General features: G+C 66.6%; 19 protein-coding genes. 7 read left to right on the top strand and 12 right to left on the bottom strand.

Going from position 1 to position 21732, the window contains the following annotated elements:
- Positions 1-64: 64 nt before the first annotated feature.
- The 5 genes from groES to AC1DNE_RS09425 all read left to right on the top strand — a co-directional run bounded on the left by groES (position 65) and on the right by AC1DNE_RS09425 (position 6791).
- Positions 65-352, top strand: coding sequence for a co-chaperone GroES (gene groES / locus AC1DNE_RS09445; protein WP_112578552.1), 288 nt, complete (start codon positions 65-67; stop codon positions 350-352).
- Positions 353-400: 48 nt separating this feature from the next.
- Positions 401-2038 carry a chaperonin GroEL gene (gene groL, locus AC1DNE_RS09440; RefSeq protein ID WP_441468705.1) on the top strand — a complete coding sequence of 546 codons (1638 nt, stop codon included), beginning with the start codon at positions 401-403 and terminating at the stop codon, positions 2036-2038.
- 222 nt (positions 2039-2260) lie between these two features.
- Complete coding sequence (gene phnD / locus AC1DNE_RS09435) at positions 2261-3175, top strand: phosphate/phosphite/phosphonate ABC transporter substrate-binding protein (protein WP_476764937.1); 915 nt, start codon at positions 2261-2263, stop codon at positions 3173-3175.
- A 179-nt stretch (positions 3176-3354) separates the two neighbouring features.
- Positions 3355-4467, top strand: a complete 1113-nt coding sequence (locus AC1DNE_RS09430) for a branched-chain amino acid ABC transporter substrate-binding protein (protein ID WP_476764936.1) — start codon at positions 3355-3357, stop codon at positions 4465-4467.
- A gap of 230 nt (positions 4468-4697) precedes the next feature.
- Positions 4698-6791, top strand: a complete 2094-nt coding sequence (locus AC1DNE_RS09425; RefSeq protein WP_476764935.1) for an ABC transporter ATP-binding protein/permease — start codon at positions 4698-4700, stop codon at positions 6789-6791.
- A gap of 166 nt (positions 6792-6957) precedes the next feature.
- Here the strand turns inward: AC1DNE_RS09425 and AC1DNE_RS09420 are convergent, their stop codons facing one another.
- From AC1DNE_RS09420 to AC1DNE_RS09380, 9 genes are all read right to left on the bottom strand, one after another.
- Entirely contained in the window at positions 6958-7443 is a 486-nt protein-coding gene (locus AC1DNE_RS09420) for an META domain-containing protein (RefSeq protein ID WP_476764934.1), read from the bottom strand.
- 133 nt (positions 7444-7576) lie between these two features.
- Positions 7577-8563, bottom strand: a complete 987-nt coding sequence (hisG, locus tag AC1DNE_RS09415) for an ATP phosphoribosyltransferase (RefSeq protein WP_476764933.1) — start codon at positions 8561-8563, stop codon at positions 7577-7579.
- On the bottom strand, positions 8560-9672 hold the full coding sequence (locus AC1DNE_RS09410) for an ATP phosphoribosyltransferase regulatory subunit (RefSeq protein WP_476764932.1): 1113 nt from the start codon (positions 9670-9672) through the stop codon (positions 8560-8562). Before AC1DNE_RS09410 ends, hisG begins: the two co-directional genes overlap by 4 nt.
- A gap of 171 nt (positions 9673-9843) precedes the next feature.
- A complete protein-coding gene (locus tag AC1DNE_RS09405; RefSeq protein WP_441468712.1) occupies positions 9844-10161 on the bottom strand; it encodes a GIY-YIG nuclease family protein in 318 nt (105 codons plus the stop codon).
- A 58-nt stretch (positions 10162-10219) separates the two neighbouring features.
- Positions 10220-11800 (bottom strand): histidine--tRNA ligase, encoded by a 1581-nt coding sequence (gene hisS, locus AC1DNE_RS09400; protein ID WP_441468713.1) that lies wholly within the window; start codon positions 11798-11800, stop codon positions 10220-10222.
- Between the two features lie 194 nt (positions 11801-11994).
- Complete coding sequence (gene glcF, locus AC1DNE_RS09395) at positions 11995-13368, bottom strand: glycolate oxidase subunit GlcF (RefSeq protein WP_441468714.1); 1374 nt, start codon at positions 13366-13368, stop codon at positions 11995-11997.
- Between the two features lie 3 nt (positions 13369-13371).
- On the bottom strand, positions 13372-14007 hold the full coding sequence (locus AC1DNE_RS09390) for a DUF2585 domain-containing protein (protein ID WP_441468715.1): 636 nt from the start codon (positions 14005-14007) through the stop codon (positions 13372-13374).
- Positions 14007-15194 (bottom strand): FAD-binding protein, encoded by a 1188-nt coding sequence (locus AC1DNE_RS09385; protein WP_441468716.1) that lies wholly within the window; start codon positions 15192-15194, stop codon positions 14007-14009. Before AC1DNE_RS09385 ends, AC1DNE_RS09390 begins: the two co-directional genes overlap by 1 nt.
- Positions 15191-16627: an FAD-binding oxidoreductase gene (locus tag AC1DNE_RS09380; RefSeq protein ID WP_441468717.1), complete on the bottom strand. Its 1437-nt coding sequence runs from the start codon at positions 16625-16627 to the stop codon at positions 15191-15193. The genes AC1DNE_RS09385 and AC1DNE_RS09380 overlap by 4 nt, the downstream gene beginning before the upstream one ends.
- A gap of 136 nt (positions 16628-16763) precedes the next feature.
- Here AC1DNE_RS09380 and AC1DNE_RS09375 point away from each other — a divergent pair, with 136 nt between their 5' ends.
- Positions 16764-17669: a LysR family transcriptional regulator gene (locus tag AC1DNE_RS09375; RefSeq protein ID WP_476764976.1), complete on the top strand. Its 906-nt coding sequence runs from the start codon at positions 16764-16766 to the stop codon at positions 17667-17669.
- A 150-nt stretch (positions 17670-17819) separates the two neighbouring features.
- A complete protein-coding gene (locus tag AC1DNE_RS09370; protein ID WP_476764931.1) occupies positions 17820-18758 on the top strand; it encodes an SMP-30/gluconolactonase/LRE family protein in 939 nt (312 codons plus the stop codon).
- Between the two features lie 18 nt (positions 18759-18776).
- Here the strand turns inward: AC1DNE_RS09370 and AC1DNE_RS09365 are convergent, their stop codons facing one another.
- The 3 genes from AC1DNE_RS09365 to mscL all read right to left on the bottom strand — a co-directional run bounded on the left by AC1DNE_RS09365 (position 18777) and on the right by mscL (position 21696).
- The gene (locus AC1DNE_RS09365) at positions 18777-19838 is read right to left on the bottom strand and encodes an AbrB family transcriptional regulator (protein ID WP_476764930.1); all 1062 of its coding nucleotides are present in this window, start codon (positions 19836-19838) and stop codon (positions 18777-18779) included.
- 120 nt (positions 19839-19958) lie between these two features.
- Positions 19959-21152 (bottom strand): pyridoxal phosphate-dependent aminotransferase, encoded by a 1194-nt coding sequence (locus tag AC1DNE_RS09360; RefSeq protein ID WP_476809046.1) that lies wholly within the window; start codon positions 21150-21152, stop codon positions 19959-19961.
- 121 nt (positions 21153-21273) lie between these two features.
- Positions 21274-21696, bottom strand: coding sequence for a large conductance mechanosensitive channel protein MscL (gene mscL / locus AC1DNE_RS09355; protein ID WP_441468721.1), 423 nt, complete (start codon positions 21694-21696; stop codon positions 21274-21276).
- Between the last annotated feature and the right edge of the window lie 36 nt (positions 21697-21732).

The raw sequence follows: 21732 nt of genomic DNA, 5'->3' as shown, positions 1-21732 counted from the left end.
CAGCCTCCCCCGGGAGCCATTCAGCGGCGCCCGAACCGAATAAGACCGAGAGGAAGACAGAACCATGAAGTTCCGTCCTTTGCATGACCGCGTCGTGGTCCGCCGCCTGGATGGCGAAGAGAAGACCAAGGGTGGCATCATCATTCCCGAGACCGCCAAGGAAAAGCCCCAGGAGGGCGAGGTCATCGCCGTCGGTCCCGGCGCGCGTGACGAAGCCGGCAAGCTCGTTGCCCTCGATGTCAAGAAGGGCGACCGCGTCCTGTTCGGCAAGTGGTCGGGCACCGAAGTCAAGATCGATGGCCAGGATCTCCTGATCATGAAGGAATCCGACATCATGGGCGTCGTCGGCTGATAGCCGCCTGACCGCTCTCTTCCGTTTCCATTTCAAGGAGTAGCTCTCATGGCTGCCAAAGACGTCAAGTTCTCCTCCGACGCCCGCGACAAGATGCTGCGCGGCGTGGACATCCTCGCCAACGCCGTGAAGGTCACGCTCGGTCCGAAGGGCCGCAACGTCGTGATCGAGAAGTCGTTCGGCGCTCCGCGCATCACCAAGGACGGCGTCACCGTCGCCAAGGAGATCGAGCTCGCCGACAAGTTCGAGAACATGGGCGCCCAGATGGTTCGCGAAGTCGCGTCCCGTCAGAACGACCATGCCGGCGACGGCACCACGACCGCCACGGTCCTGGCCCAGGCGATCGTCCGCGAGGGCGCCAAGTCGGTTGCGGCCGGCATGAACCCGATGGACCTGAAGCGCGGCATCGACCTGGCCGTCGAGGCCATCGTCGCCGACCTCAAGAAGAACTCGAAGAAGGTCACCTCGAACGCGGAAGTCGCGCAGGTCGGCACGATCTCGGCGAACGGCGACGAGTCGGTCGGCAAGATGATCTCGACCGCCATGCAGAAGGTCGGCAACGAGGGCGTCATCACCGTCGAGGAAGCCAAGACCGCCGAGACCGAGCTCGACGTCGTCGAGGGCATGCAGTTCGACCGTGGCTATCTATCGCCTTACTTCATCACCAACTCCGAGAAGATGATCGCGGAGCTGGACGACCCCTACGTCCTGATCTTCGAGAAGAAGCTCTCCTCGCTGCAGGCGATGCTGCCGATCCTCGAGGCCGTCGTTCAGACCGGCAAGCCGCTGCTCATCATCGCCGAGGACGTCGAGGGCGAGGCTCTCGCCACGCTCGTCGTCAACAAGCTCCGTGGCGGCCTCAAGGTCGCGGCCGTCAAGGCTCCGGGCTTCGGTGACCGCCGCAAGGCCATGCTCGAGGACATCTCGATCCTGACCGCCGGCCAGATGATCTCGGAAGACCTCGGCATCAAGCTCGAGACCGTGACGCTCAACATGCTCGGCCGCGCCAAGAAGGTGCGCATCGAGAAGGAGAACACCACGATCATCGACGGCGCCGGCAAGAAGAAGGACATCGAAGCCCGCGTCGGTCAGATCAAGGCCCAGATCGAGGAGACCACCTCGGACTACGACCGCGAGAAGCTCCAGGAGCGCCTGGCCAAGCTCGCTGGCGGCGTCGCGGTGATCCGCGTCGGCGGCGCGACCGAGGTCGAGGTCAAGGAGAAGAAGGACCGCGTTGACGATGCCCTGAACGCCACCCGCGCCGCGGTGGAAGAAGGCATCCTGCCGGGCGGCGGCGTCGCCCTGCTGCGCGCTCTGAACTCGGTCAAGTCGATCAAGACCCAGAACGACGACCAGAAGACCGGTGTCGAGATCGTCCGCAAGGCGATCGCCGCTCCGGCCCGCCAGATTGTCGACAACGCCGGCGATGACGGCGCGGTCGTGATCGGCAAGCTGCTCGAGTCGAAGGACTACGCCTGGGGCTACAACGCCCAGACCGGCGAGTACGGCGATCTGGTCAAGGCCGGAATCATCGACCCGACCAAGGTCGTGCGCACGGCGATCCAGGACGCGGCTTCGATCGCGGGCCTGCTGATCACCACCGAGGCGATGATCGCCGAGCTGCCGAAGAAGGACTCGCCGATGCCCCCGATGGGCGGCGGCGGCATGGGCGGCATGGACTTCTGAGGAAGTCCGGACGCCCAAAGCGTCTGAATGCCGAAACCGGGCAGGCCCGGTTTCGGGGGCGGCATGGACTTCTGATCCAGCCTCCCAAGGCAATCATGGAAGGCCCGGCGCAAGCCGGGCCTTTCTTCGTTTCACGGCACTGTCATCCCCCCGCCATCCAGCCGTCGCCCCCCGCATGCATCCAGGACCGCTCAACGCATTCGTCGTATCCTGGGAAGCATCATGCCGACACGCCGCTCAGTCCTCGCCGGCCTTGCCGCCACGAGCGCCGTCCCCGCTTTCGCGCGGGCGCCGGACTGGCGACAGAGCATCAAGGAGTTGCGCTTCGGCGTCTCTTCCGCCGAGAACGAAACCGGTGCCATCGCCCGCACCCAGCCGATGGTCGACTACCTGTCGCAGCGCCTCGGCGTGCCCGTCCGGTTCTTCAGGGTTTCGGACTATGCCGGCCTCGTCGAGGCGATGCGTGCCGACCAGGTCGACTTCGCCCGCTTCGGACCGGCCGTCTACGCGCTCGGGCGCCGTGTGCTGGGCGAAAAGCTCCAGCCGCTGCTGCGCGACGTCGATAACCAAGGCCAGGAAGGCTACTATTCGGTGCTGCTGGTGCGGGCGGACAGCGCCTATCAGAACCTTGCCGATCTCAAGGGCAAGGTTCTGGCCTTCGCCGATCCGAACTCGACCTCCGGATACGCTTTCCCCGCTTATTTCCTGCGCAAGCAAGGCATCGACCCGAAGGCCTATTTCAGCGGCACCGTCTTTTCCGGCGGGCACGACAACTCCGTGCTGGCGCTGGTGCGCGGGCAGTTCGACGTCGTCGCGACCTATCAGGTCAATACCGAGTCCGGCGTCGCCCAGCGCCTCGCCCAGCGCGGCATGATCCCGGCCGGTTCGACCCGCGTGCTCTGGACATCGCCCCTGATCCCCACCAGCCCGTTCTCGACCCGCGCCAACCTGCCCCAGGGGCTGAAGGACGATTTCGTCGCAGCCATGAACGCGATGAGGGAGGCCGCTCCGGACGTCTGGAAAACCTTCACCGATGGCCATGTCTCGCGCTATGCGCTGGCGCGTCATGAGGATTATCTTGACGTCATCGCCGTCACCGAGGAGCTGGAAGCTCAGCGCAAGGCGAAGAGCGGCTGAGCGAATTCCAAACCAGCGACCCTGCTCCCGGCGAGGCCGGCCGTCGCATTGCCATGCGTTTGTCGCGATCGCTGATGAAAATGCAGGCAGTGTCCCTCGGACCGGCCCTGGCCTATACAGGCGACAGGCGATCCTCGGCAGGGTCGCGCGCATAAATTGCATGTCGTAGGGAGATGCAGATGAAAAAATCCTATTTCCTCTCGGGCGCTGCGTTGGCCGCCACGCTGTTCCTGTCGGCACAGGCCGCTCAGGCCGACATCACCATCGGCCTCGTCGCGCCGCTGACCGGCCCCGTCGCTGCCTATGGCGACCAGGTCAAGAACGGCGCCCAGACCGCCGTCGACGTCATCAACAAGAATGGCGGCGTGCTCGGCGAGAAGCTCGTGCTGAAGCTCGCCGACGATGCCGGCGATCCGAAGCAGGGCGTCTCGTCCGCCAACCTCCTCGTCGGCGAGAAGGTCAAGTTCGTGGTCGGCCCGGTGACCTCGGGCGTCGCCATGGCGGTTTCCGACGTGCTCTCCGAGAGCGGCGTGCTGATGGTGACGCCGACCGCAACCTCGCCGGCGTTGACGACGCGCGGCTTGAGCAACGTCTTCCGCACCTGCGGCCGCGACGACCAGCAGGCGGACATCGCCGCCGCTTATGTCCTGAAGAACCTGAAGGACAAGAAGATCGCGATCGTCCACGACAAGGGTACCTACGGCAAGGGCCTCGCCGATGCCTTCCAGAAGGGCATCAATGCCGGTGGGCTCAAGGAGGTCGTCGCGCTGACGGTCAACCCCGGCGACAAGGACCTCTCGGCCGTCGTGACGCGCCTCAAGGCCGCCAACGTCGATGTGATCTATTTCGGCGGCTACCACCCCGAGGGCGGGTTGCTCTCGCGCCAGCTCGCCGATGCCGGCGTCAAGGCGACGATCATCGGCGGTGAGGGCCTCTCCAACACCGAGTTCGCGGCGATCGGCGGCGATCATGCCACCGGCACCCTCTTCACCAACGCCACCGACGCGCTGAAGAACCCGGATTCTGCCCAGGCCGTCGCCGCGCTGAAGGAGAAGGGCATTCCTCCGGAGGCCTTCACGCTCAACGCCTATGCCGCGGTCGAGGTGCTCAAGGCCGCCATCGAGAAGGCCGGCAAGGCCGGCGACGCGACCGGCGCCGCCAAGGCGCTGCAGTCCGGCATGCCGGTCAAGACCGCGATCGGCACGCTGACCTACGGCAAGACCGGCGACCTGAGCTCGCCGAGCTTCTCGATGTACAAGTGGGACGCTGGCAAGATCGTCGCCGCCGAGTGACGCTCGCGACCAGCGGGCTACGGCTCCGCTAGACTTGCCTTCCGCCCCGGACGAGCCGAGCTCGCTCCGGGGCGTTTTGCTTTGCGGCTCCGGCGCGGATTCCGGCCTCGCAGGCGCCTGTCCGCCAGATGACAATTTGCTCATTCGGGCGCATCGCCATTGAAAGGCCCCATCCGCTGCGACATGGTCCGAATCGTGGAGCCCACCGTTTCCCGCCAGGATCCCTGCCCATGCGTCTGTTGAGCATCTTCGTCGCCCTGCTGGCGGCCGTCACGCTGGTCGCCGGCCAACAGACCGGATCGGCCGGGCTGATCGGCATGGGCGTCGTCGGCCTGCTGCTGGCGGTGGTAACCTTCCGCTCGCCGACCCTGCCGTTCTTCCTGCGCATCTTCTCCGGCGTGTTCGCCATCGAATATGTGCTGTTCGGTGCGGCAGCCGTGCTGGCGCAGATCGACTGGTGGCCACCAGAGCTGCAGGTTCCCGCGGTGCCGTCCAGCCTGCCGACCACCGTCGGCGTCTTCGGCATCCTGATCTACGCGATCTCCTTCGTGCCGGTGATCGCGCGCATCGCCCGGATCGCCTCACCCTATTTCGAATCGCAGGAGGTCACCACGGCCAATCTCTGGCCGATCGGTCCGTTCCGGATCCGGCTCGGCACGCTTGCGGTCTCGCTGTTCGTCTTTCTGATCGTGTTGAACCAGACCCAGGTCGGCATCACGCTGCGCCTCTCCTTCTTCAACCGCGACATGTATGACGCGCTGCAGAACAAGGATGCGGCGGCATTCTGGTATCAGCTCTTCTACGTCTTCTGCGTCTGGGCCCTGCTCTGGGTCATTTCGAACCTCATCGAGCTCTTCGCCAACTACACCATCCTGATCCGCTGGCGGCAGTTCATGGCGAACGAGTACACGCAACACTGGCTCGATCACGCGACGCATTACCGGATCGCGCTTGCCGGCAGCGTCGACAACCCCGACCAGCGTATCGCCGAAGACACGCGCGCCTTCGTCAACCAGACCTACAACTTCGCGCTGCCCCTGCTCTCGCAGGTTTCGACGCTGGTCTCGTTCTCGATCATCCTCTGGAACATCCCGGTCGCCTTCAACCTGCCCGGCACCTCGATCGCCGTTCCCGGCTATATCTTCTGGGTCGCGTTCTTCTACGCGGTCGCGGCGACTTGGCTGACGCACCTGATCGGGCGCCCGCTGATCCGGCTCGAATTCGAGCAGGAGAAGCGGGAGGCGAATTTCCGCTTCTCCCTGGCCCGCCTGCGCGAATATTCCGAACAGATCGCGCTGATGGTCGGCGAGCCGACGGAGCGCGCTCACCTCGCCCGCCGCTTCGGCGACATCGTCGAGAACTTCTACCGGCTGGTCTGGCGCCGGCTGAAGCTGACCAGCTTCACCCTGTCCTACAACCAGCTTAGCGTCGTTCTGCCCTACATCATCCTGGCGCCCTACTACTTCGCGGGCACGATCACGCTCGGCATCATGATGCAGGTGGCCGGCGCCTTCGACCGAGTGCAGACCGCGCTCTCCTTCATCATCAACAGCTACTCCTCGATCGCCTCCTACCTCGCTTCGATCAACCGCCTGACCTCGTTTGCGTCAGCGATCGCCGACGCGCAGCACGGGCCGATCAGCGAGGAGGCTCTCAGCCGCGAGACCTCGCGCGACCAGGGCCTGCATATCCGCAACGCCACGCTGCTGCTGCCGAACGGCAAGCCGATCGTGAAGCTCGGCTCGCTCGATTTCGGCAAGGCGCGCTCAACCCTGCTGATCGGCCCGTCCGGCTCCGGCAAGTCGACGCTGTTCCGCGCCATCGCCGGCATCTGGCCCTTCGGCGACGGCAAGGTCGGGATTCCGCCCGAAGCGGATATCATGCTGCTGCCGCAGCGCCCTTATCTGCCGCAAGGCTCGCTGCGAGCCGCGCTGGCCTATCCGGCCAAGGAAGGCGCCTATGACGACGCCGCGATCCGCGCCGCGATGGAGAAGGTCAAGCTCGGCCATCTCGCCGACAAGCTCGACGAGGTCGATCTCTGGGGGCAGCGTCTCTCGGGCGGCGAGCAGCAGCGGCTGGCTGTCGCGCGTGCGCTGCTGAGCAAGCCGGACTGGCTCTTCCTCGACGAGGCCACCGCCTCGCTCGACGAGAAGCTGGAGGGCGAGATTTACGCCACGATCGACCGGGAACTTCCCGAGGCCCGTATCGTCTCGATCGGCCATCGCGCGACGTTGCGCGCCATGCACGACGCCATCGTCACGATGGAGCCGAATGTCGACGGCACCTTCACCCCGACGCCGACGGAAAAAACGCCGGCTGCCTGACGTCGAAGGGCGCTTCCCTTCTCCCCTCGGGGAGAAGGTGGCACGGCGAAACGGCGTCGGATGAGGGCCGACCCGCCTCACTGATACAAGAAAGGGCCGCTTGCGCGGCCCTTTCCTCATCCATCTGCTGCGCAGACACCTTCTCCCCCGAGGGGAGAAGCAGGCGTCAGAGCGAGCGGCTGAGGGTTACCTCGCCGGCCGCGCCCTTGAGGACGAGGCGGCCATTGACGATGTCCCAGTTGCGCGCACCGCGCAGTGCGGTGAGGAAGGTGCGCTCAAACTCGAGCAGTCCCTTGTCGCAATCACGCTTGGTAAGCGCGATCGGCCCCACGGCGAGGCCCTGCTGGCGCAGCGGGTAGGCCGAGGCCGAAAAGGTGTTGCAGCCACCAAAGCCGGTGCCGCGGAGGTTCTTGTCGATGATCAGCGTCGCCCGGCGCTCGTAAACCGGCTTGCCGTTCAGCTGGACAACGCTCCAGCTCGCGCCGACCGGAAAGGTCTTCTCCTGCTGGGCCTGCGGAATCTCCGTCTGCCCGCCGCCGAGCTCGGAGCGCGACGGCATCTGCTGGCGGCGCTGCGCCATGGCTTCGCCCGGCATCAGCATCGGCACGGCCAGGCCAGCAAGAACGGCCGCAAGGCCAAGGCGTCGGATCATGATCGTCTTACCTGCATTCACTCGCACGGCCGCGCGGCCGGCCGCCAAACCGGTTAACACGCCTAGAGGCCAATTGGTTCAGGATCAAGGCTGAACCGCGACCGATCTCGTCATTCCATCGCAGAAAGCAGCTTCAGATCCGGGCGTTGAGTCGTTCCAGCAGGCGGTTCGACCGACGGAAGACATAAGTCGGGGCAGAGACGGTCACGTCGTCGGCACCGAGTCCGTCGAGATGCTCGACCAGCGAGAAGACGGCCTTGTCCGGGCAATGCAGCGTCAGCGGCGCGCCGGCAGCCGGCACACCGAACGGCAGCCGGGCGCCGAAACGCTCCGCGAGAACCGCCAGCACCTCCGGCGACAGATCGAGACGCGCACGGACCTCGCGGATCGTGCGCCCCTCCTCCTCCGCCGCGATGCGCGAGAGGATGGTCTTCGCGGCAGCCCTGGCGCGCTCGCCCCAGGGGGCACGCATCGAGGCGACGAGATTGGCCTCCGAGGCCAGCATCACGCCGTCGTCCAGCACCTTCAGCGCATTGGCCGCCAGCGTCGCGCCGGTGGTGGTGATGTCGACCACGATCTCGGCCGTGCCGGCGGCGGGCGCGCCTTCGGTCGCGCCGAGGCTCTCGACGATGCGGTAATCGGCGAGGCCGTGCTCGGCGAAGAAGCGGCGGGTCAGGTGCACATATTTCGTGGCGACGCGCAGCTTGCGGCCATGGCGGGCGCGCATGGTCGAAGCGACATCGTCGAGATCGGCCATGCTGCGCACGTCGATCCAGGCCTGCGGTACGGCGACGACGACATTCGCCTGGCCGAAGCCGAGCGGCGTCAGCATCTCGACGGCGGCATCGGCGTCAGACAGTTGCTCGCGGACGAGATCCTCGCCGGTGATGCCGAGATGGGCTGCGCCCGAGGCGAGCTGCGCGACGATCTCGGAGGCAGAGAGGAACGCGACCTCGGCGCCTTCCACACCGGCAATCTTGCCGCGATAGCCGCGCTCGCCGCTGGCCTTGACGAATTTCAACCCGGCCCGGCCGAAGAAGGCGGTCGCGTTCTCCTGCAGGCGGCCCTTGGAGGGCACCGCGAGGACGAGCGGGGCATCGTTGCTGGACGACTGGCTCATGCCGCGTCTCCCGTCAGCCGGTCGAGCCAGAGCGAGGCGCCGACGGCCGGGATCGGCCGGCCCGCGCCGAGACGGCCGAGGACGTTGTCATAGCGGCCGCCGCCGGCGACCGGCTTGCCGTCACCGCGGGCCGCATCGTGCAGCTCGAAGATGAAGCCGGTGTAGTAGTCGAGATTGCGGGCGAAGCCGGCCGAGAAGCGGATCGCCCCGACATCCACGCCGCGCGCGGCGAGGAAGCCGGTACGCTCGTCGAAGGCGTCGAGCTGCCGACCCAGATCGAGCGAAGCCTGGTCGGCCAGCGCCCGGAGCGCAGCGGAGGCGGCATCGGGATCGCCCGAGACGGCGAGCACTTGGGCGAGCAGCGCCTTGACGTCGCCATTCACCGGGTTTTCGCGCTCGGCCGCGCGGGCCAGGAAGCGTTCTGCGATATCCGCAGCCGTGCGCCCGCCGACCGTCGAGATGCCGGCAATCGACAGCACGTCCTCGACGAAGGCGCGGGCGGCCTTGGGGTCCTGCCCTTCCAGCGCCTTGAGCAGGCCGGCATGGGCGGCCTCGCCATCTGCCGCCGGCGGATCGAGCGCCTCGACCGCTTCCGTTCCCTTGCCCTGCACGATGGCGCGCACGAGGCGGCGGCGCGCGGCCCGCGGCACCGAGAGCCCGTCGAGCAGCGCACCGAGCAGCGCGACATCGCCCATCTGGATACGCGGCACCTTCAGGCCCAGCGCGGTCGTCGCCTCGATGGTGACAGCCATGATCTCGGCATCGGCGGCGGTGAAATCCGCGCGGCCGAAGGATTCGATTCCTGCCTGCTGGAACTCGCCCGGCTCACCGGCGCGCATGCGGAAGACCGGGCCGGCATAGGCATAGGCCGCCGGCTCGGTCGAGCCCGAGGCGATGTGATCGAGCGCGACGGGGATGGTGTATTCGGGTCGCAGGCACCAGTCGCGGCCGTCGGCATCCTGCGTCATGAAGATGCGGCGGCGGATGTCCTCGCCCGAGAGATCGAGGAAGACGTCGGCGGGTTGCAGGATCGCGGGCTCGGCATGGACATAGCCCTCGCCTGCGAAGAGCGCGATCACGGTCTCGATGCTGGCGCGGCTTGCGGACACGGCTTCCTATCCTGTTGCGAGCGCCGTCCTAGCAGCGGTGCGACGAACTTTCGAGGGATTTGAGGGAATTGGGTGAACGGGATTTTCCAGCCCTCATGCTCGGGCTTGACCCGAGCATCTCAGGACGAGGAAGGCTCTACCGCCCTTCCGCCCAAGTTTCTCGGCTCTGTGCTACGCTCCGGCCGAGAAGGACTCGGGGTAGATGTCTTCGCATAGATCACGCCAATCTGGATTAATCTTCTCGATCATTTCGATCTTCCACTCCCGATCCCAGCGCTTCAGGCTCGTCTCGCGCTGGATCGCGAGCTCGATATGATCGAAGGTCTCGAACCAGACGAGCTTGTCGAGATTGTATCTTGCCGTAAACGACCGACCGACAAGCAGCTTGTGCTCCGAAGCGCGTTTGACCAGATCAGCGGTCACACCAAGATACAACGTGCCTCGCGGCTTGTTCGTCATGATGTAGACGAAGGACGGTTCGAGGTTCACGTCATTCTCGGGCGAAGCGAAGCGCGGACCCGAGAATCTCCGGCAAGAGATGCTCGGGTCAAGCCCGAGCATGACGCTGGAGCACGGTCTTCACCCCGTCCACCAATTGATCCACCGGCACGGCGAACTGCGCCTGCGCCTGCTTGGCCTTGTGCTCGGCGGAGTCCTTGACGTCGCGGCTGGCGGCGGCGAGTTCGGCGCCGAGGATCAGGTCCTTGATCACGACGGTGCCGGCCTCGCGCTCGGACGAGCCCTGGATGACCGCGCAGATGGCGCCGCGCCGGTCGGCATATTTCATCTGCGCGTTGAAGCCGGAGGCGCCGAGATAGAGGTCGGCGCGCAGCAGCGGCTTGCCATCGGCATCCTTGGCCTGCCGCAAGGCGGAGACCATCGCCTGATAGCCCGGCATGAATTCCGGCGACTTGTTGTCCATCGCCGTGACGACGACCAGCGGCAGCTCACTTTTGCTGTCGACGATCGGCGATTTCACCGCCTTCAGCGCCGAGAAGAGCCGCGAGACGCCGATCGAGAAGCCGGTCGCCGGCACAGGTTCGGGCCGGAACCGGCCGACGAGTCCGTCATAGCGTCCGCCGCCTGCCACCGAGCCGAAGCGCACCACCTGCCCGTCATCATTGGTGACGGGGAAGGTCAGCTCCACCTCGTAGACCGGGCCGGTGTAGTATTCGAGGCCACGGACGACGGAGGGGTCGATGATGATCCGCCCGAGATAGCCGGCCGCCGTGATCAGCTCGCGGATCTGATCCAGTTCCGCGATACCGGCCTGACCGTTCTCGGCGCTTTCGACGAGCCCACGCAGATCGGTCAGCGCCTCGGCCGACAGCTTGGCGGAACCTTCGCTGTCCTCGGCATTGGCCTTGCCCAGTTCGGCGAGCTTCTGGCCGAGCTCAAGATAGCTGATGATGCGATCCGCCTGAGCGCCGGACAGGCCAGCTCCCTTGGTGAAGTCGCCACTCTCGTCCTTGCGGCCTTCGCCGAGGAGCTTGCGGACCTCGTCCAGCGGAAACTTGTCGGCCTTGTCGATAGCCCGCAGCACCGTAAGGCGCGCAGCCGCCTCGATCCCGGCCGCATCCATCACGCCGTCGAGCACCTTGCGGTTGTTGACCTTCACGACATAGTCGCCGCGCTTGATGCCGAGCTTCTCCATCGTGTCGGCGGCGAGCATGCAGATCTCGGCATCGCCCGCGACAGTGCCCGAGCCGACGATATCGGCATCGAACTGCATGAACTGGCGGAAGCGACCCGGGCCGGGCTTCTCGTTGCGGAAGACGTAGCCGACACGGTAGCTGCGATAGGGCTTGGGCAGCGCGTCGAAATTCTCAGCGACATAGCGGGCGAGCGGCGCCGTCAGGTCGTAGCGCAGCGAGAGCCACTGCTCGTCATCGTCCTGGAAGGAGAAGACGCCCTCGTTCGGCCGGTCCTGGTCGGGCAGGAACTTGCCGAGCGCATCGGTGTATTCGACGAAGGGCGTCTCGACCGGATCGAAGCCATAGACCGAGAAGCTCTCGCGGATGACGGAGAGCATGCGCTCGGTAGCGGCGACATCGGCCGGGCCACGATCGACGAAGCCCCGCGGCTGGCGGGCCTTCAGCTTGGCAGGGGCGGATTTGTCGGCGGACATGGGCGAACTCGGATTGGGGCGTGCGGTACAAACGTACGAGGCGGGTTAGACCGCCGCGACGCAGGGAGCAAGTCACGGGGCGTCATTCTCGGGCGGAGCGAAGCGCAGACCCGAGAATCTCGTGACACGAAGGTGCCGGTGCCCTCTGCGGCAGGAGATGCTCGGGTCAAGCCCGAGCATGACGCGCTTGTTGGCTATTCGGCCGCCGCGAGTGTCGCAACGCGCAACGGCCTGTCCGCGATCCCCGCCCGCGCCAACTTTTCAGGAAGCGGGCCGCCAGTCGCCCAGTCGAGCAGTTCGGCGGTGTGAACCACCGGGGTCGTCGCGCCCTTGTCGGCAAAACCCTTCGCGAGCTGGGTCATGCAGCCGATATTGCCGGTTGCGACCAGCACCGGCTTGGTGCGCTCGATGTTGCCGATCTTGCGCTCGCGCAGGCGCCCGGCGATCTCGGGCTGGAGGATGTTGTAGACGCCGGCCGACCCACAGCAGATATGGCCTTCCGGCACCTCCTTCACCTTGAAGCCGGCGCCCGACAGCAGCCGCTTCGGCCCATCTTTCAACTGCTGGCCATGCTGCATCGAGCACGCCGAGTGATAGGCGATCGGCATGGCGACATCGCGCACCGCTGACAGCTCAAGCGTCTCCAGGAACTCGGTGACGTCCTTGGCCAGCGCGGAGACCTTCGCCGCCTTCTCGGCATAATCAGGCTCGTTGCGGAACATGAATCCGTAATCCTTGATCGTCGTGCCGCAGCCCGAGGCCGTGATCAGGATGGCGTCGAGCCCCTCGCCGTCGATCTCCGCCATCCAGGCGTCGATGTTCGCGCGGGCAAAGGACAGGGCGTCGTGCTCCTGCCCCATATGGTGGACGAGCGCGCCGCAGCAGCCCTCCCCTTTCGGCAGCACGACCTCGACGCCGTGGCGGTTGAGCAAGCGGATCGTCGCCTCGTTGATGGCGGGATCGAGCACCGGCTGGGCGCAGCCGGAGAGCAGCGCGACGCGCTTCGTCCGCGCTGCGGGCGGCGGGAAGCTCTGCGGGCCCTCCATAGTGGAGCGCGTCGGCAGCCGCACGGGCGCCAGCGCCAGCATCGCCTTCAGCCGCGGGCCGACGACCGGCACCACCCCGAGCAGCGGCGCAAGCGGCTTGCCAATCAGGGCCGCCAGCATCGCGGCACGGAAGCGGGCGGGATAGGGCAGGATCGCCGCCAGCACCTTGCGCAGAAGCCTGTCATGCCAGGACCGCGTGTAGGTTTCCTCGATATGGGCGCGGGCGTGGTCGACGAGGTGCATGTAGTGCACGCCCGAAGGACAGGTCGTCATGCAGGACAGACAGGACAGGCAGCGGTCAATATGGGTGACCACCTCCGGCGTCGCCGGCTTGCCGTTCTCCAACATGTCCTTGATCAGGTATATGCGTCCGCGCGGGGAATCGAGCTCGTCGCCGAGCAGCAGATAGGTCGGGCAGGTCGCGGTGCAGAAGCCGCAATGCACGCAGGTGCGCAGGATCTTCTCCGAGGCCGGCATGCGCGGATCGGAAGCGAGGCGCTCGGGACTGAAATTGGTCTGCATCGCTCAGGCTCCGCCCTGCCAGGCTTTGATCCAGTCCATCGGCCAGAGCAGCATGATGACGTTGAGGGTGAGGTTGTCGCGGATCAGCCAGCCGACGATCAGCTCCATCGCCAGCGCGCTGGTCACCGTCACCCAGACCGGCGCCAACCGTGCGACGAGGAAGCCCAGCACCATGGCGAGGATGTCGCTGACCGAGTTCAGGACGCTGTCCCCGTAATAGTCGAGCGAGATCGTCGCCGAACGGTAGTGATTGATCACCGCGTCGGTGTTCTCGGTGATCTCCCAGGCGCTCTCGGCCACGATGGCGAGCAGCAGCGCGAGGCCGAACGAGATCGGCAGGCCGCTGACGCGGCGGATCAGCCAGAACAGGCCGTAGAACAGGAAGCCGTGGATGATGTGCGAGAAGGTGTACCAGTCGGTGACGTGCTGGGAGTTCTCGGAGGACATCACCGTGCCCTGCCAAAACTTGATATTCCCGCATTTGCAGATCGGCTCGCGGCCCATCCAGAGCAGCGTGCCAGCCGCGATGGCGATCAGCAGCGCGGCCAGCAAGGCGATGGCCATCGGGCTCAGGCGGCCCGGCGCCCAGCTCGCGCGCGGCGGGGCTATTTCGGAGGACAAGGTATCAGCGAGCGCCATCAGATCCCCGCATACATCCGACCCGGCTCCAAAATGCCGGCCGGGTCGAAGCTCTTCTTGATGCCGGCCGTGACGCGCATCAGCGGCTCGGCCAGCGGCTGGAAGACATCGACGGCGGCACGTACCGCATCGGGCGCGCGCACCAGCGTGGCGTGGCCGCCGAGCGGCTTCAGCGCCGTGCGAATAGCGGCCGCGCCGGCGTCGCCATCGGCCGGAGCCGCCAGCCAGACCAGCCCGCCGCCCCAGTCGTAGAACCAGCGCGCGCCCGGCAGCATCCGCCCGATCGCCGTGGCGGCCTTCGCACCATCCGTCGGCTTGAGCGAAAGGCGCCAGATGGCCTCGGCAGTGCCCGCGAAGAAGGCGGCGTCGCGGATGCTACGCCAGAGCGAACCGATGCCCTCGCCGTCCAGCCGGTCCGGCACGCCGTATTCGCCGAGCAGCAATGCGAGCTCGCCAGAGCGGTACTCGATCGAATCCGGGAAGTTCTCCAGACGCAGCAGCGTCACGGCCTCCTCCCCGGCGAGGCCGGCGGGAAGATGGGCAGCGGCCATCGGCTCGAAGGGCGAGCCCAGCGCCTTGGACAGCAGGGCTACGCCCTGCACGTCCGACAGCCCGCGCCATTGCAGCGTCGCGATCTCCGCCGGCTTCGGCAGCACGCGGAAGGTGACTTCGGTGAGGAAGCCCAGCGTGCCGTGGCTGCCGCTGACCAGCTTCACCAAATCGAGGCCGGTGACGTTCTTCATCACGCGCCCGCCGGATTTGATCATCTCGCCGCGGCCATTGACCATGCGGATACCGATCAGGGAGTCGCGCGCGGCACCGGCATTGATGCGGCGCGGACCGGAGATGTTGCAGACGGCGACAGCGCCGATCGTCGGCTCGCCTTCCGTGCCGTAGAGGGCGCGATGATCCATCGGCTCGAAGGGCAGCATCTGGCCGCGTTCGGCCAGCGTCTCCTGTACCAAGGCGAGCGGCGTTCCGGCGCGCGCGGCGATGACCATCTCGGCCGGCTCGTAGAGGGTGATGCCGGTGAGGCCGGCGCTCGACAAGGTGCTCGCGGCCTGCGCAGGGCGGCCGAGGCCAGCGCGCGTGCCGCCGCCGCGCAGGGTCAGGGGGACGCGCGAATCGATCACCGATTTGACGACGGCGCAGGCCTGCGCCTCGGTGGTGGGAGTGTGGATGATCACGCCGCGATCCGTCCTTCGAGCGGAAACACCTTCGCGGGGTTGAGCAGCCAGCGCTCGTCGAACACCGCCCTCACCCGCATCTGCTGCGCCAGGTCCTCCGGGTTGAACTGGAAGGTCATCAGGTCGCGCTTCTCGATGCCGACCCCGTGCTCGCCGGTGAGGCAGCCGCCGACCTCGACGCAGAGCTTGAGGATGTCCATGCCGGCATCCTCCGCCTTCTGCGCCTCGACCGGATCGTTGCAGTTGTAGAGGATCAGCGGGTGCAGATTGCCGTCGCCGGCGTGGAAGACATTGGCGACGCGCAGGCCGTAGCTCTTCACGATCTCGTCCATGCGCCTGAGCACAAAAGGCAACTGGCCGGTCGGGATCGTGCCGTCCATACAGATGTAGTCGGCGATGCGGCCGGTGGCGCCGAAGGCCGACTTGCGGCCCTTCCAGATCGCCGCCGCCTCCATCGCCGATTTCGATTCCTTGACGGTGGTAACGCCGTGCTCGCGGGCGATGGCGACGATGCGGGCGAGCTGCGCGTCCATCTCCTCGTCCGAACCCTCGACCTCGATGATCAGCAGCGCGCCGCAATCCATCGGATAGCCGGCCTTGGCGAAGGCCTCACAGATCTCGATCGCCGGCTTGTCCATGAACTCCATCGCCACCGGGATGATGCCGGCGCCGATAATCGCCGCCACGGCCGCACCGGCCTGCTCGCTGGTCGGGAAGCCGAACAGCACCGGCCGCGCCCCCTCGGCCGAGCGCAGGATCCGCACCGTCGCCTCGGTGATGATACCGAGCTGGCCCTCCGAACCGTTGATCAGGCCGAGCAGATCGTAGCCGGGCGAATCGAGATGGCCGCCGCCGATCTCGACGATGCTGCCGTCCAGCATCACCATCGTCACGCCGAGCACGTTGTTGGTGGTGACGCCGTATTTCAGGCAATGCGCTCCGCCCGAGTTCATGCCGATATTGCCGCCGATCGAGCAGGCGAGCTGCGAGGACGGGTCGGGCGCGTAGAAGAAGCCTTCGGCCGAGACGGCGCCGGTCACCGCGAGATTGGTGACGCCGGCCTGCACCCTGGCGGTGCGGTTGGCGTAGTCGATTTCAAGGATGCGGTTCATCTTCGAGACGCCGACGACGATCGCATCCTCCTGCGGGATCGAGCCGCCGGCCAGCGAAGTGCCGGCACCGCGCGGCACCACCGGGACGCCCTGCTCAAGGCAATAGCGCAGCACGGCCGCCACCTCCTGCGTGGTCGAGGGCAGCACGACCGCGAGCGGCATGCGGCGATAGGCGGTCAGCGCATCGGTCTCGTAGGGGCGGCGCTCGTCGTCGCTGGTGATCAGGGCTTCCCGCGCCACCAGGCCGGAGAGGCCGGCGATGATCGCTTCGCGGCGGGCGAGGATGCCGGCATCCGGCACCGGAAAAGCTATCGCGCTCATCGCTCCCTCCCATCTCCACGGCGCCGAGGCACTGCTCTCGGCGCATTGTTTGCGCTGCAGATTAGATCAATTCAATGGCTCTTGCAGCGCAGCCAAAGCCAGCCATTATTTCCAGTTTGGAAAAGGTAGCTTGTTTATGGATCGATTCGGCGATCTCGATGTATTTGCGCATGTAGTGACGGCGAAGAGCATGTCGGCGGCCGGCCGGCAGCTCAATCTGTCGCCCGCCGTCATCTCGAAGCGCATCCGCCGGCTGGAGGAGCGGCTCGGCGTGCGCCTGCTCCAACGCACGACGCGGCAGCTGGCGCTGACCGAGGCTGGCCAGGGCTTCTATGAGCGCGTCGTCTCGATCCTGGCCTCGATCGAGGAGGCCGAGGCGTGGGTCGCGAGCGGCGCCGGTCAGGTCCGCGGCACGCTGCGCGTCTCGGCGCCGACCTCGTTCGGGCGCATGCATGTCGCGCCGCATCTCAAGCGCTTCCTCGATGGCAACCCGCTGGTGACGGTCGAGCTCGTCCTGAGCGATGCGTTCGTCGACGTCGTCGGCGAGGGCTTCGATCTGGCGATCCGCATCGCCGACCTGCAGGATTCGAGCCTCGTCGCGAAGCGGCTGGCGCCGAACCACCGCGTGCTCTGCGCCACGCCGGGCTATCTCGCGACCCATGGTATGCCGGGCGAGATCGGCGATCTCGCCCGGCATACGCTGATCGCCCATAACACGGATCATTGGCGGCTGGACGGGCCGGAGGGACCCGTCTCGGTGCGCGTCAACGGCCCGTTGCGCACCAATTCGAGCGAGGTCGTGCGCGAGGCGCTGCTCGGCGGCGTCGGCATCGCCCTGCGCTCGACCTGGGATGTCGGCCCGGAGCTGAAATCCGGCGCGCTGCAGCGTGTGCTGCCGGCCTATGCCGTCGGTTCGCGCGTCGCGGTCTATGCGGTCTATCCGAGCCGCCGGCATATGGAGCAGAAGGTGCGCGCCTTCGTCGACTACCTCGGCGAACTCTACGGCGCCACGCCCTATTGGGATGCGGGGCTTGCGCTCTAGCATTTGCTGCACCGAGATCGTGCCGCGCCGTCACGCTCGGGCTTGACCCGAGCATCTCAAGACAAGACAGCTGCTCTTTCTGCCTGAGTTTCTCGGGTCTGCGCTTCGCTTCGCCCGAGAATGACGATGCGGTGGCAAGGGAGGGATGACATGTTCGGCGTGCTCGAAGGCACAGGGGTTTCGGTCCTCGATCCGCGGTTCCACCGCGTCATCCCGGGCTCGGCACGTGTCGAGCGGCTGTGGACGGGCGCGCGCTGGTCGGAGGGACCGGCCTGGTTCCCGGCGCACAATTCGCTGGTCTGGTCGGACATCCCTAACAACCGCATGCTGCGCTACGATGCGCTTTCCGGCCATGTCGGCACCTTCCGCCAGCCGGCACGCAACTCCAACGGCAACACCGTCGATGCGGAAGGCCGGCTCGTCACCTGCGAGCATGGCGGGCGGCAGGTGACGCGCACCGAACATGACGGCTCGATCACCGTGCTGGCGAGCCACTATGGCGGCAAGCGGCTGAACTCGCCCAACGACGTGGTGGTGAAGTCCGATGGCTCGATCTGGTTCACCGATCCCGACTACGGCATCCTGACCGACTACGAGGGCGACAAGGCGCCGGGCGAGATCGGTGCTTGCAACGTCTACCGCATCGACGGAAAGACCGGCGAGATCTCCATCGTCTCCGATGATTTCGTCAAGCCGAACGGCCTCGCCTTCTCGCCCGACGAGGACGTCCTCTACATCGCCGATACAGGCGCGAGCCACGATCCGGAGAACGGACCGCGGCATATCCGCAGCTTCACGATCGGCAGCGACGGGCGCACGCTCGGCGCTTCCAAGGTCTTCGCCACCTGCACGGCCGGGCTCTTCGACGGCTTTCGCCTCGATAGCGAAGGTCGCATCTGGACGAGTGCCGCCGACGGCGTCCACATCTACCACCCGGACGGCACGCTGATCGGCAAGGTCGCGATCCCGGAGATCGTAGCGAATGTCTGCTGGGGCGGGCCGAAGCTCAACCGCCTGTTCATCTGCGGCACGACTTCGCTCTATTCCGTGATGACGCACACCAACGGCGCGATGCGGCCAGGCGGCTGAACGCCGCCGCGACTTGCCTCAGCGTGGCGGCTCGTTCTTCACCCGCGTCAGCAGCAGCGGCATGGCAAGGCCGATGATGACGAAGCGCACGAGGTGGTGAGCGCCGACATAGAGCGTGTCGAGCCCCATCGCGAAAGCCAGCATCGCCATCGCTTCCAGCCCGCCCGGCGCGAAGGCGACCATGCCGCTGGCGTAGGATGTGCCGGCGAGCCAGGCCGCCGGCCAGGCAAACAGGAAGGCGACGCCGATCGAGACGGCGAAGCCGCCGATCGCCAGCGGGAACAGCCCCTTGAGCTCCTTGCGCGGAATATGCGCAATGCGCCCGCCCATCGTCGAGCCCAGCAGGATCTGCACGGCGATCTGGACCGGCTGCGGCAGCGTGCCCTCGATCAGGCCGCTGCCATGCAGGATCGCGCTGGCGAAGGTCGCGCCGAACATCAGCGGTGCCGAGAGCCCCAGCCGATCGAGGCCGAGGCCAAGCAGCAACCCCGCCATCGTCACGCACAGCATGGTGCCGGGGCTGATCGACAGCGCAACCGGGATGGGAGCTCCGGTAGAAATGCCGGTCGCCTGCATGAGGCTGGGAAGGCAGGCGACCAGGACGAGCAGCCGGAACAGCTGAACCACCGAGATGCGCCCGATATTGGCGCCCTTGGCCTGGGCCACGGCGAGCACGGTCGATAGCGCGCCGGGGGCAGCGGCGAGCAGCGCGTCGATCCAGGGCCAGCGCGCGACATGACGCAGATAGGCACCGGTCGCGAGCATGATCGCGGCGACACCGACGAGGAGCACGGCGAGCGAGGCAGGGTAGCGCGCGGCAGCGGCCAGCGCCTCAGGCGTGGCGGAGGAGCCGAGAATGGTGCCGGACAGCACCATCGTCGCGTCGAACCAGGGCCGGCGCAGTGTCGGGAGCGGGCGTAGCAGGGCCACGGCCGTGCTCAGCAGCATCGAGCCCGAGAGCCAGGCGGCCGGCATGCCGAGCAACGCGAACAAGCCACCGCCCAGGGCTGCCAACGCAATGACGAGCGCCTCCCGCCAGAGGATCGTCAGCCGGTTCGTGGGGTAGCCGAAGGGTCTCATTGCGCTCCGGGCGCGCCGATCGGGGCAGCGCCGGAGCGTTCATGGCGGCAGGCGCGGCACGGGTCAATCGGCGAGCGGGCTGCTCCGCGCAAGGCTGCCCTGCGCTGCGGGCGCGGCGGCTCAGATCGTCGCCAGAGCCTGCTGCAGCCGGGCCACCGCCTCGACCAGATCGGAGGATTTGCGGGCGAAGCAAAGGCGCAGCCCCGTTTCGCCGCCGGGGCCGAAGGCCGTGCCGGGAGCGAGGCCGACATTGGCCTTGTCGACCAATTCGAGCGCCAGCTTGCGGGAATCGTCGCGGCCATCGACCGAGAAGAACTGGTAGAACGCCCCGACCGGCGCCGAGAGCGCCACGCGATTCGTCGCCTTGAGACCTTCGAAAATGATGCGTCGGCCTTCGGCGGCGCGCGCGATCTGCTCGGCGACAAAGCCCTCGCCATCGTCGAGCGCTGCGACCGCGCCCCGCTGCACAAAGACCGGCGAGCCGGAGGTCGAGTACTGGATCAGGTTCTCGATGACCTGGCCGAAGGCTTCCGGCGCCTCGATCCAGCCGATGCGCCAACCGGTCATCGCCCAGTTCTTCGAAAAGGTCTGGACGAAGACGACGCGGTCCTCCGGCCCCATGATGTCGTGGAAGGAGGGGGCGCGCTCCGAACCGTCGAAGACGAAGCGACCATAAATCTCGTCGGCGATGATCCAGATGCCGTGCTTGCGCGAGAGCGCGAGCAGCGCCTCCTGCTCCCCGCGGGTTGCGGTCCAGCCCGTCGGGTTGGAGGGCGAGTTGATCAGGATGCCGCGCGTCTTCGGCGTGATCGCGCCGGCGAGCTTGTCGAGATCGAGCGTGAATCGGCCCTGCGCATAGTCCATCGGGACACAAACCGTGCGCGCTCCGGCAACGCTGACCGCCGCGCCGAAATTGGGCCAGGCCGGTGTCGGGATGATGAGCTCGTCGCCGGGTCCGGCGATCATGCGGACCGCGATCTGGACCGATTGCATGCCCGAGCCGGTGATGAAGAAGCGCTCGGGCGAGAAGCTCTGCCCGTAGAGGCGCTCATGATAGCGCGCCAGCGCCTCGCGCAGCTCGGGAATGCCGCGCTGCCAGGTGTAGAAGGTTTCGCCGGCAGCGAGCGAGCGCGCCGCCACATCGCTGATGAAGGACGGGGTCGGCAGATCGCCCTCCCCGACCCAGAGCGGGATCAGGCCCGGCCGCAGCCGGCCGTAGTTCATCACCTCGACAATGCCGCTTTCCGGTGCGTTGACGGCTTCCGGGCGGAGCTCCGCGACCAGGGTGCTGCCGGGCAGAGTGGCGGTGTTCATCAGCATCGACCTCGCGACATTCGATGCCCTCCTTTAGCCGATCGCGGCGCCGGCTGGCATGAAATCGCGAGATCGGGTCAATCGGCCGCCGTGATGAATCGCGGCCACGCAGGCGAATGCGTCAGACGTTCTTCTGCTGCTTGAGCAGGTCCCGGATCTCGGTGAGGAGCGCGACATCGGCCGGGGGCGCAGCCGGCGACGCCGGGGCGGCCTCAGCCTTGCGCTTGAGCTGGTTGATGCCCTTGACCACGAGGAAGAGGACGAAGGCGATGATCACGAAGTTGATCGCCACCGTGACGAAGTTGCCGTAGGCCAGAACGGCGCCCTGCTTCTTGGCCTCCACCAGAACAGGCGCCGTAACGGCACGATTGAGGCCGAAGAAGTAATTCGAGAAATCGACGCCGCCGAGCGCGCCGATGAACGGCATGATGATGTCCTGGACGAGAGAATCGACGATCCTGCCGAAGGACGCGCCGATGACCACGCCGATGGCGAGGTCGATGACATTGCCCTTCAGGGCGAATTCCTTGAATTCCTTCAGCATGCTGGACCCCTGAGCTAGCAGACGACACTTTCCCGT

This window comes from Allobosea sp. 05L423, from assembly GCF_056397745.1.
The sequence above is the reverse complement of the archived record's forward strand: the minus strand, read 5'-3'. Positions and strand labels throughout refer to the sequence as shown.

Bases quoted from the DNA above. Each gene is read 5' to 3' on its own strand.
- groES (WP_112578552.1), top strand. From the start codon at position 65: ATGAAGTTCCGTCCTTTGCATGACCGCGTCGTGGTCCGCCGCCTGGAT.
- groL (WP_441468705.1), top strand. From the start codon at position 401: ATGGCTGCCAAAGACGTCAAGTTCTCCTCCGACGCCCGCGACAAGATG.
- phnD (WP_476764937.1), top strand. From the start codon at position 2,261: ATGCCGACACGCCGCTCAGTCCTCGCCGGCCTTGCCGCCACGAGCGCC.
- AC1DNE_RS09430 (WP_476764936.1), top strand. From the start codon at position 3,355: ATGAAAAAATCCTATTTCCTCTCGGGCGCTGCGTTGGCCGCCACGCTG.
- AC1DNE_RS09425 (WP_476764935.1), top strand. From the start codon at position 4,698: ATGCGTCTGTTGAGCATCTTCGTCGCCCTGCTGGCGGCCGTCACGCTG.
- AC1DNE_RS09420 (WP_476764934.1), bottom strand. From the start codon at position 7,443: ATGATCCGACGCCTTGGCCTTGCGGCCGTTCTTGCTGGCCTGGCCGTG.
- hisG (WP_476764933.1), bottom strand. From the start codon at position 8,563: ATGAGCCAGTCGTCCAGCAACGATGCCCCGCTCGTCCTCGCGGTGCCC.
- hisS (WP_441468713.1), bottom strand. From the start codon at position 11,800: ATGTCCGCCGACAAATCCGCCCCTGCCAAGCTGAAGGCCCGCCAGCCG.
- glcF (WP_441468714.1), bottom strand. From the start codon at position 13,368: ATGCAGACCAATTTCAGTCCCGAGCGCCTCGCTTCCGATCCGCGCATG.
- AC1DNE_RS09390 (WP_441468715.1), bottom strand. From the start codon at position 14,007: ATGGCGCTCGCTGATACCTTGTCCTCCGAAATAGCCCCGCCGCGCGCG.
- AC1DNE_RS09380 (WP_441468717.1), bottom strand. From the start codon at position 16,627: ATGAGCGCGATAGCTTTTCCGGTGCCGGATGCCGGCATCCTCGCCCGC.
- AC1DNE_RS09375 (WP_476764976.1), top strand. From the start codon at position 16,764: ATGGATCGATTCGGCGATCTCGATGTATTTGCGCATGTAGTGACGGCG.
- AC1DNE_RS09370 (WP_476764931.1), top strand. From the start codon at position 17,820: ATGTTCGGCGTGCTCGAAGGCACAGGGGTTTCGGTCCTCGATCCGCGG.
- AC1DNE_RS09365 (WP_476764930.1), bottom strand. From the start codon at position 19,838: ATGAGACCCTTCGGCTACCCCACGAACCGGCTGACGATCCTCTGGCGG.
- AC1DNE_RS09360 (WP_476809046.1), bottom strand. From the start codon at position 21,152: ATGAACACCGCCACTCTGCCCGGCAGCACCCTGGTCGCGGAGCTCCGC.
- mscL (WP_441468721.1), bottom strand. From the start codon at position 21,696: ATGCTGAAGGAATTCAAGGAATTCGCCCTGAAGGGCAATGTCATCGAC.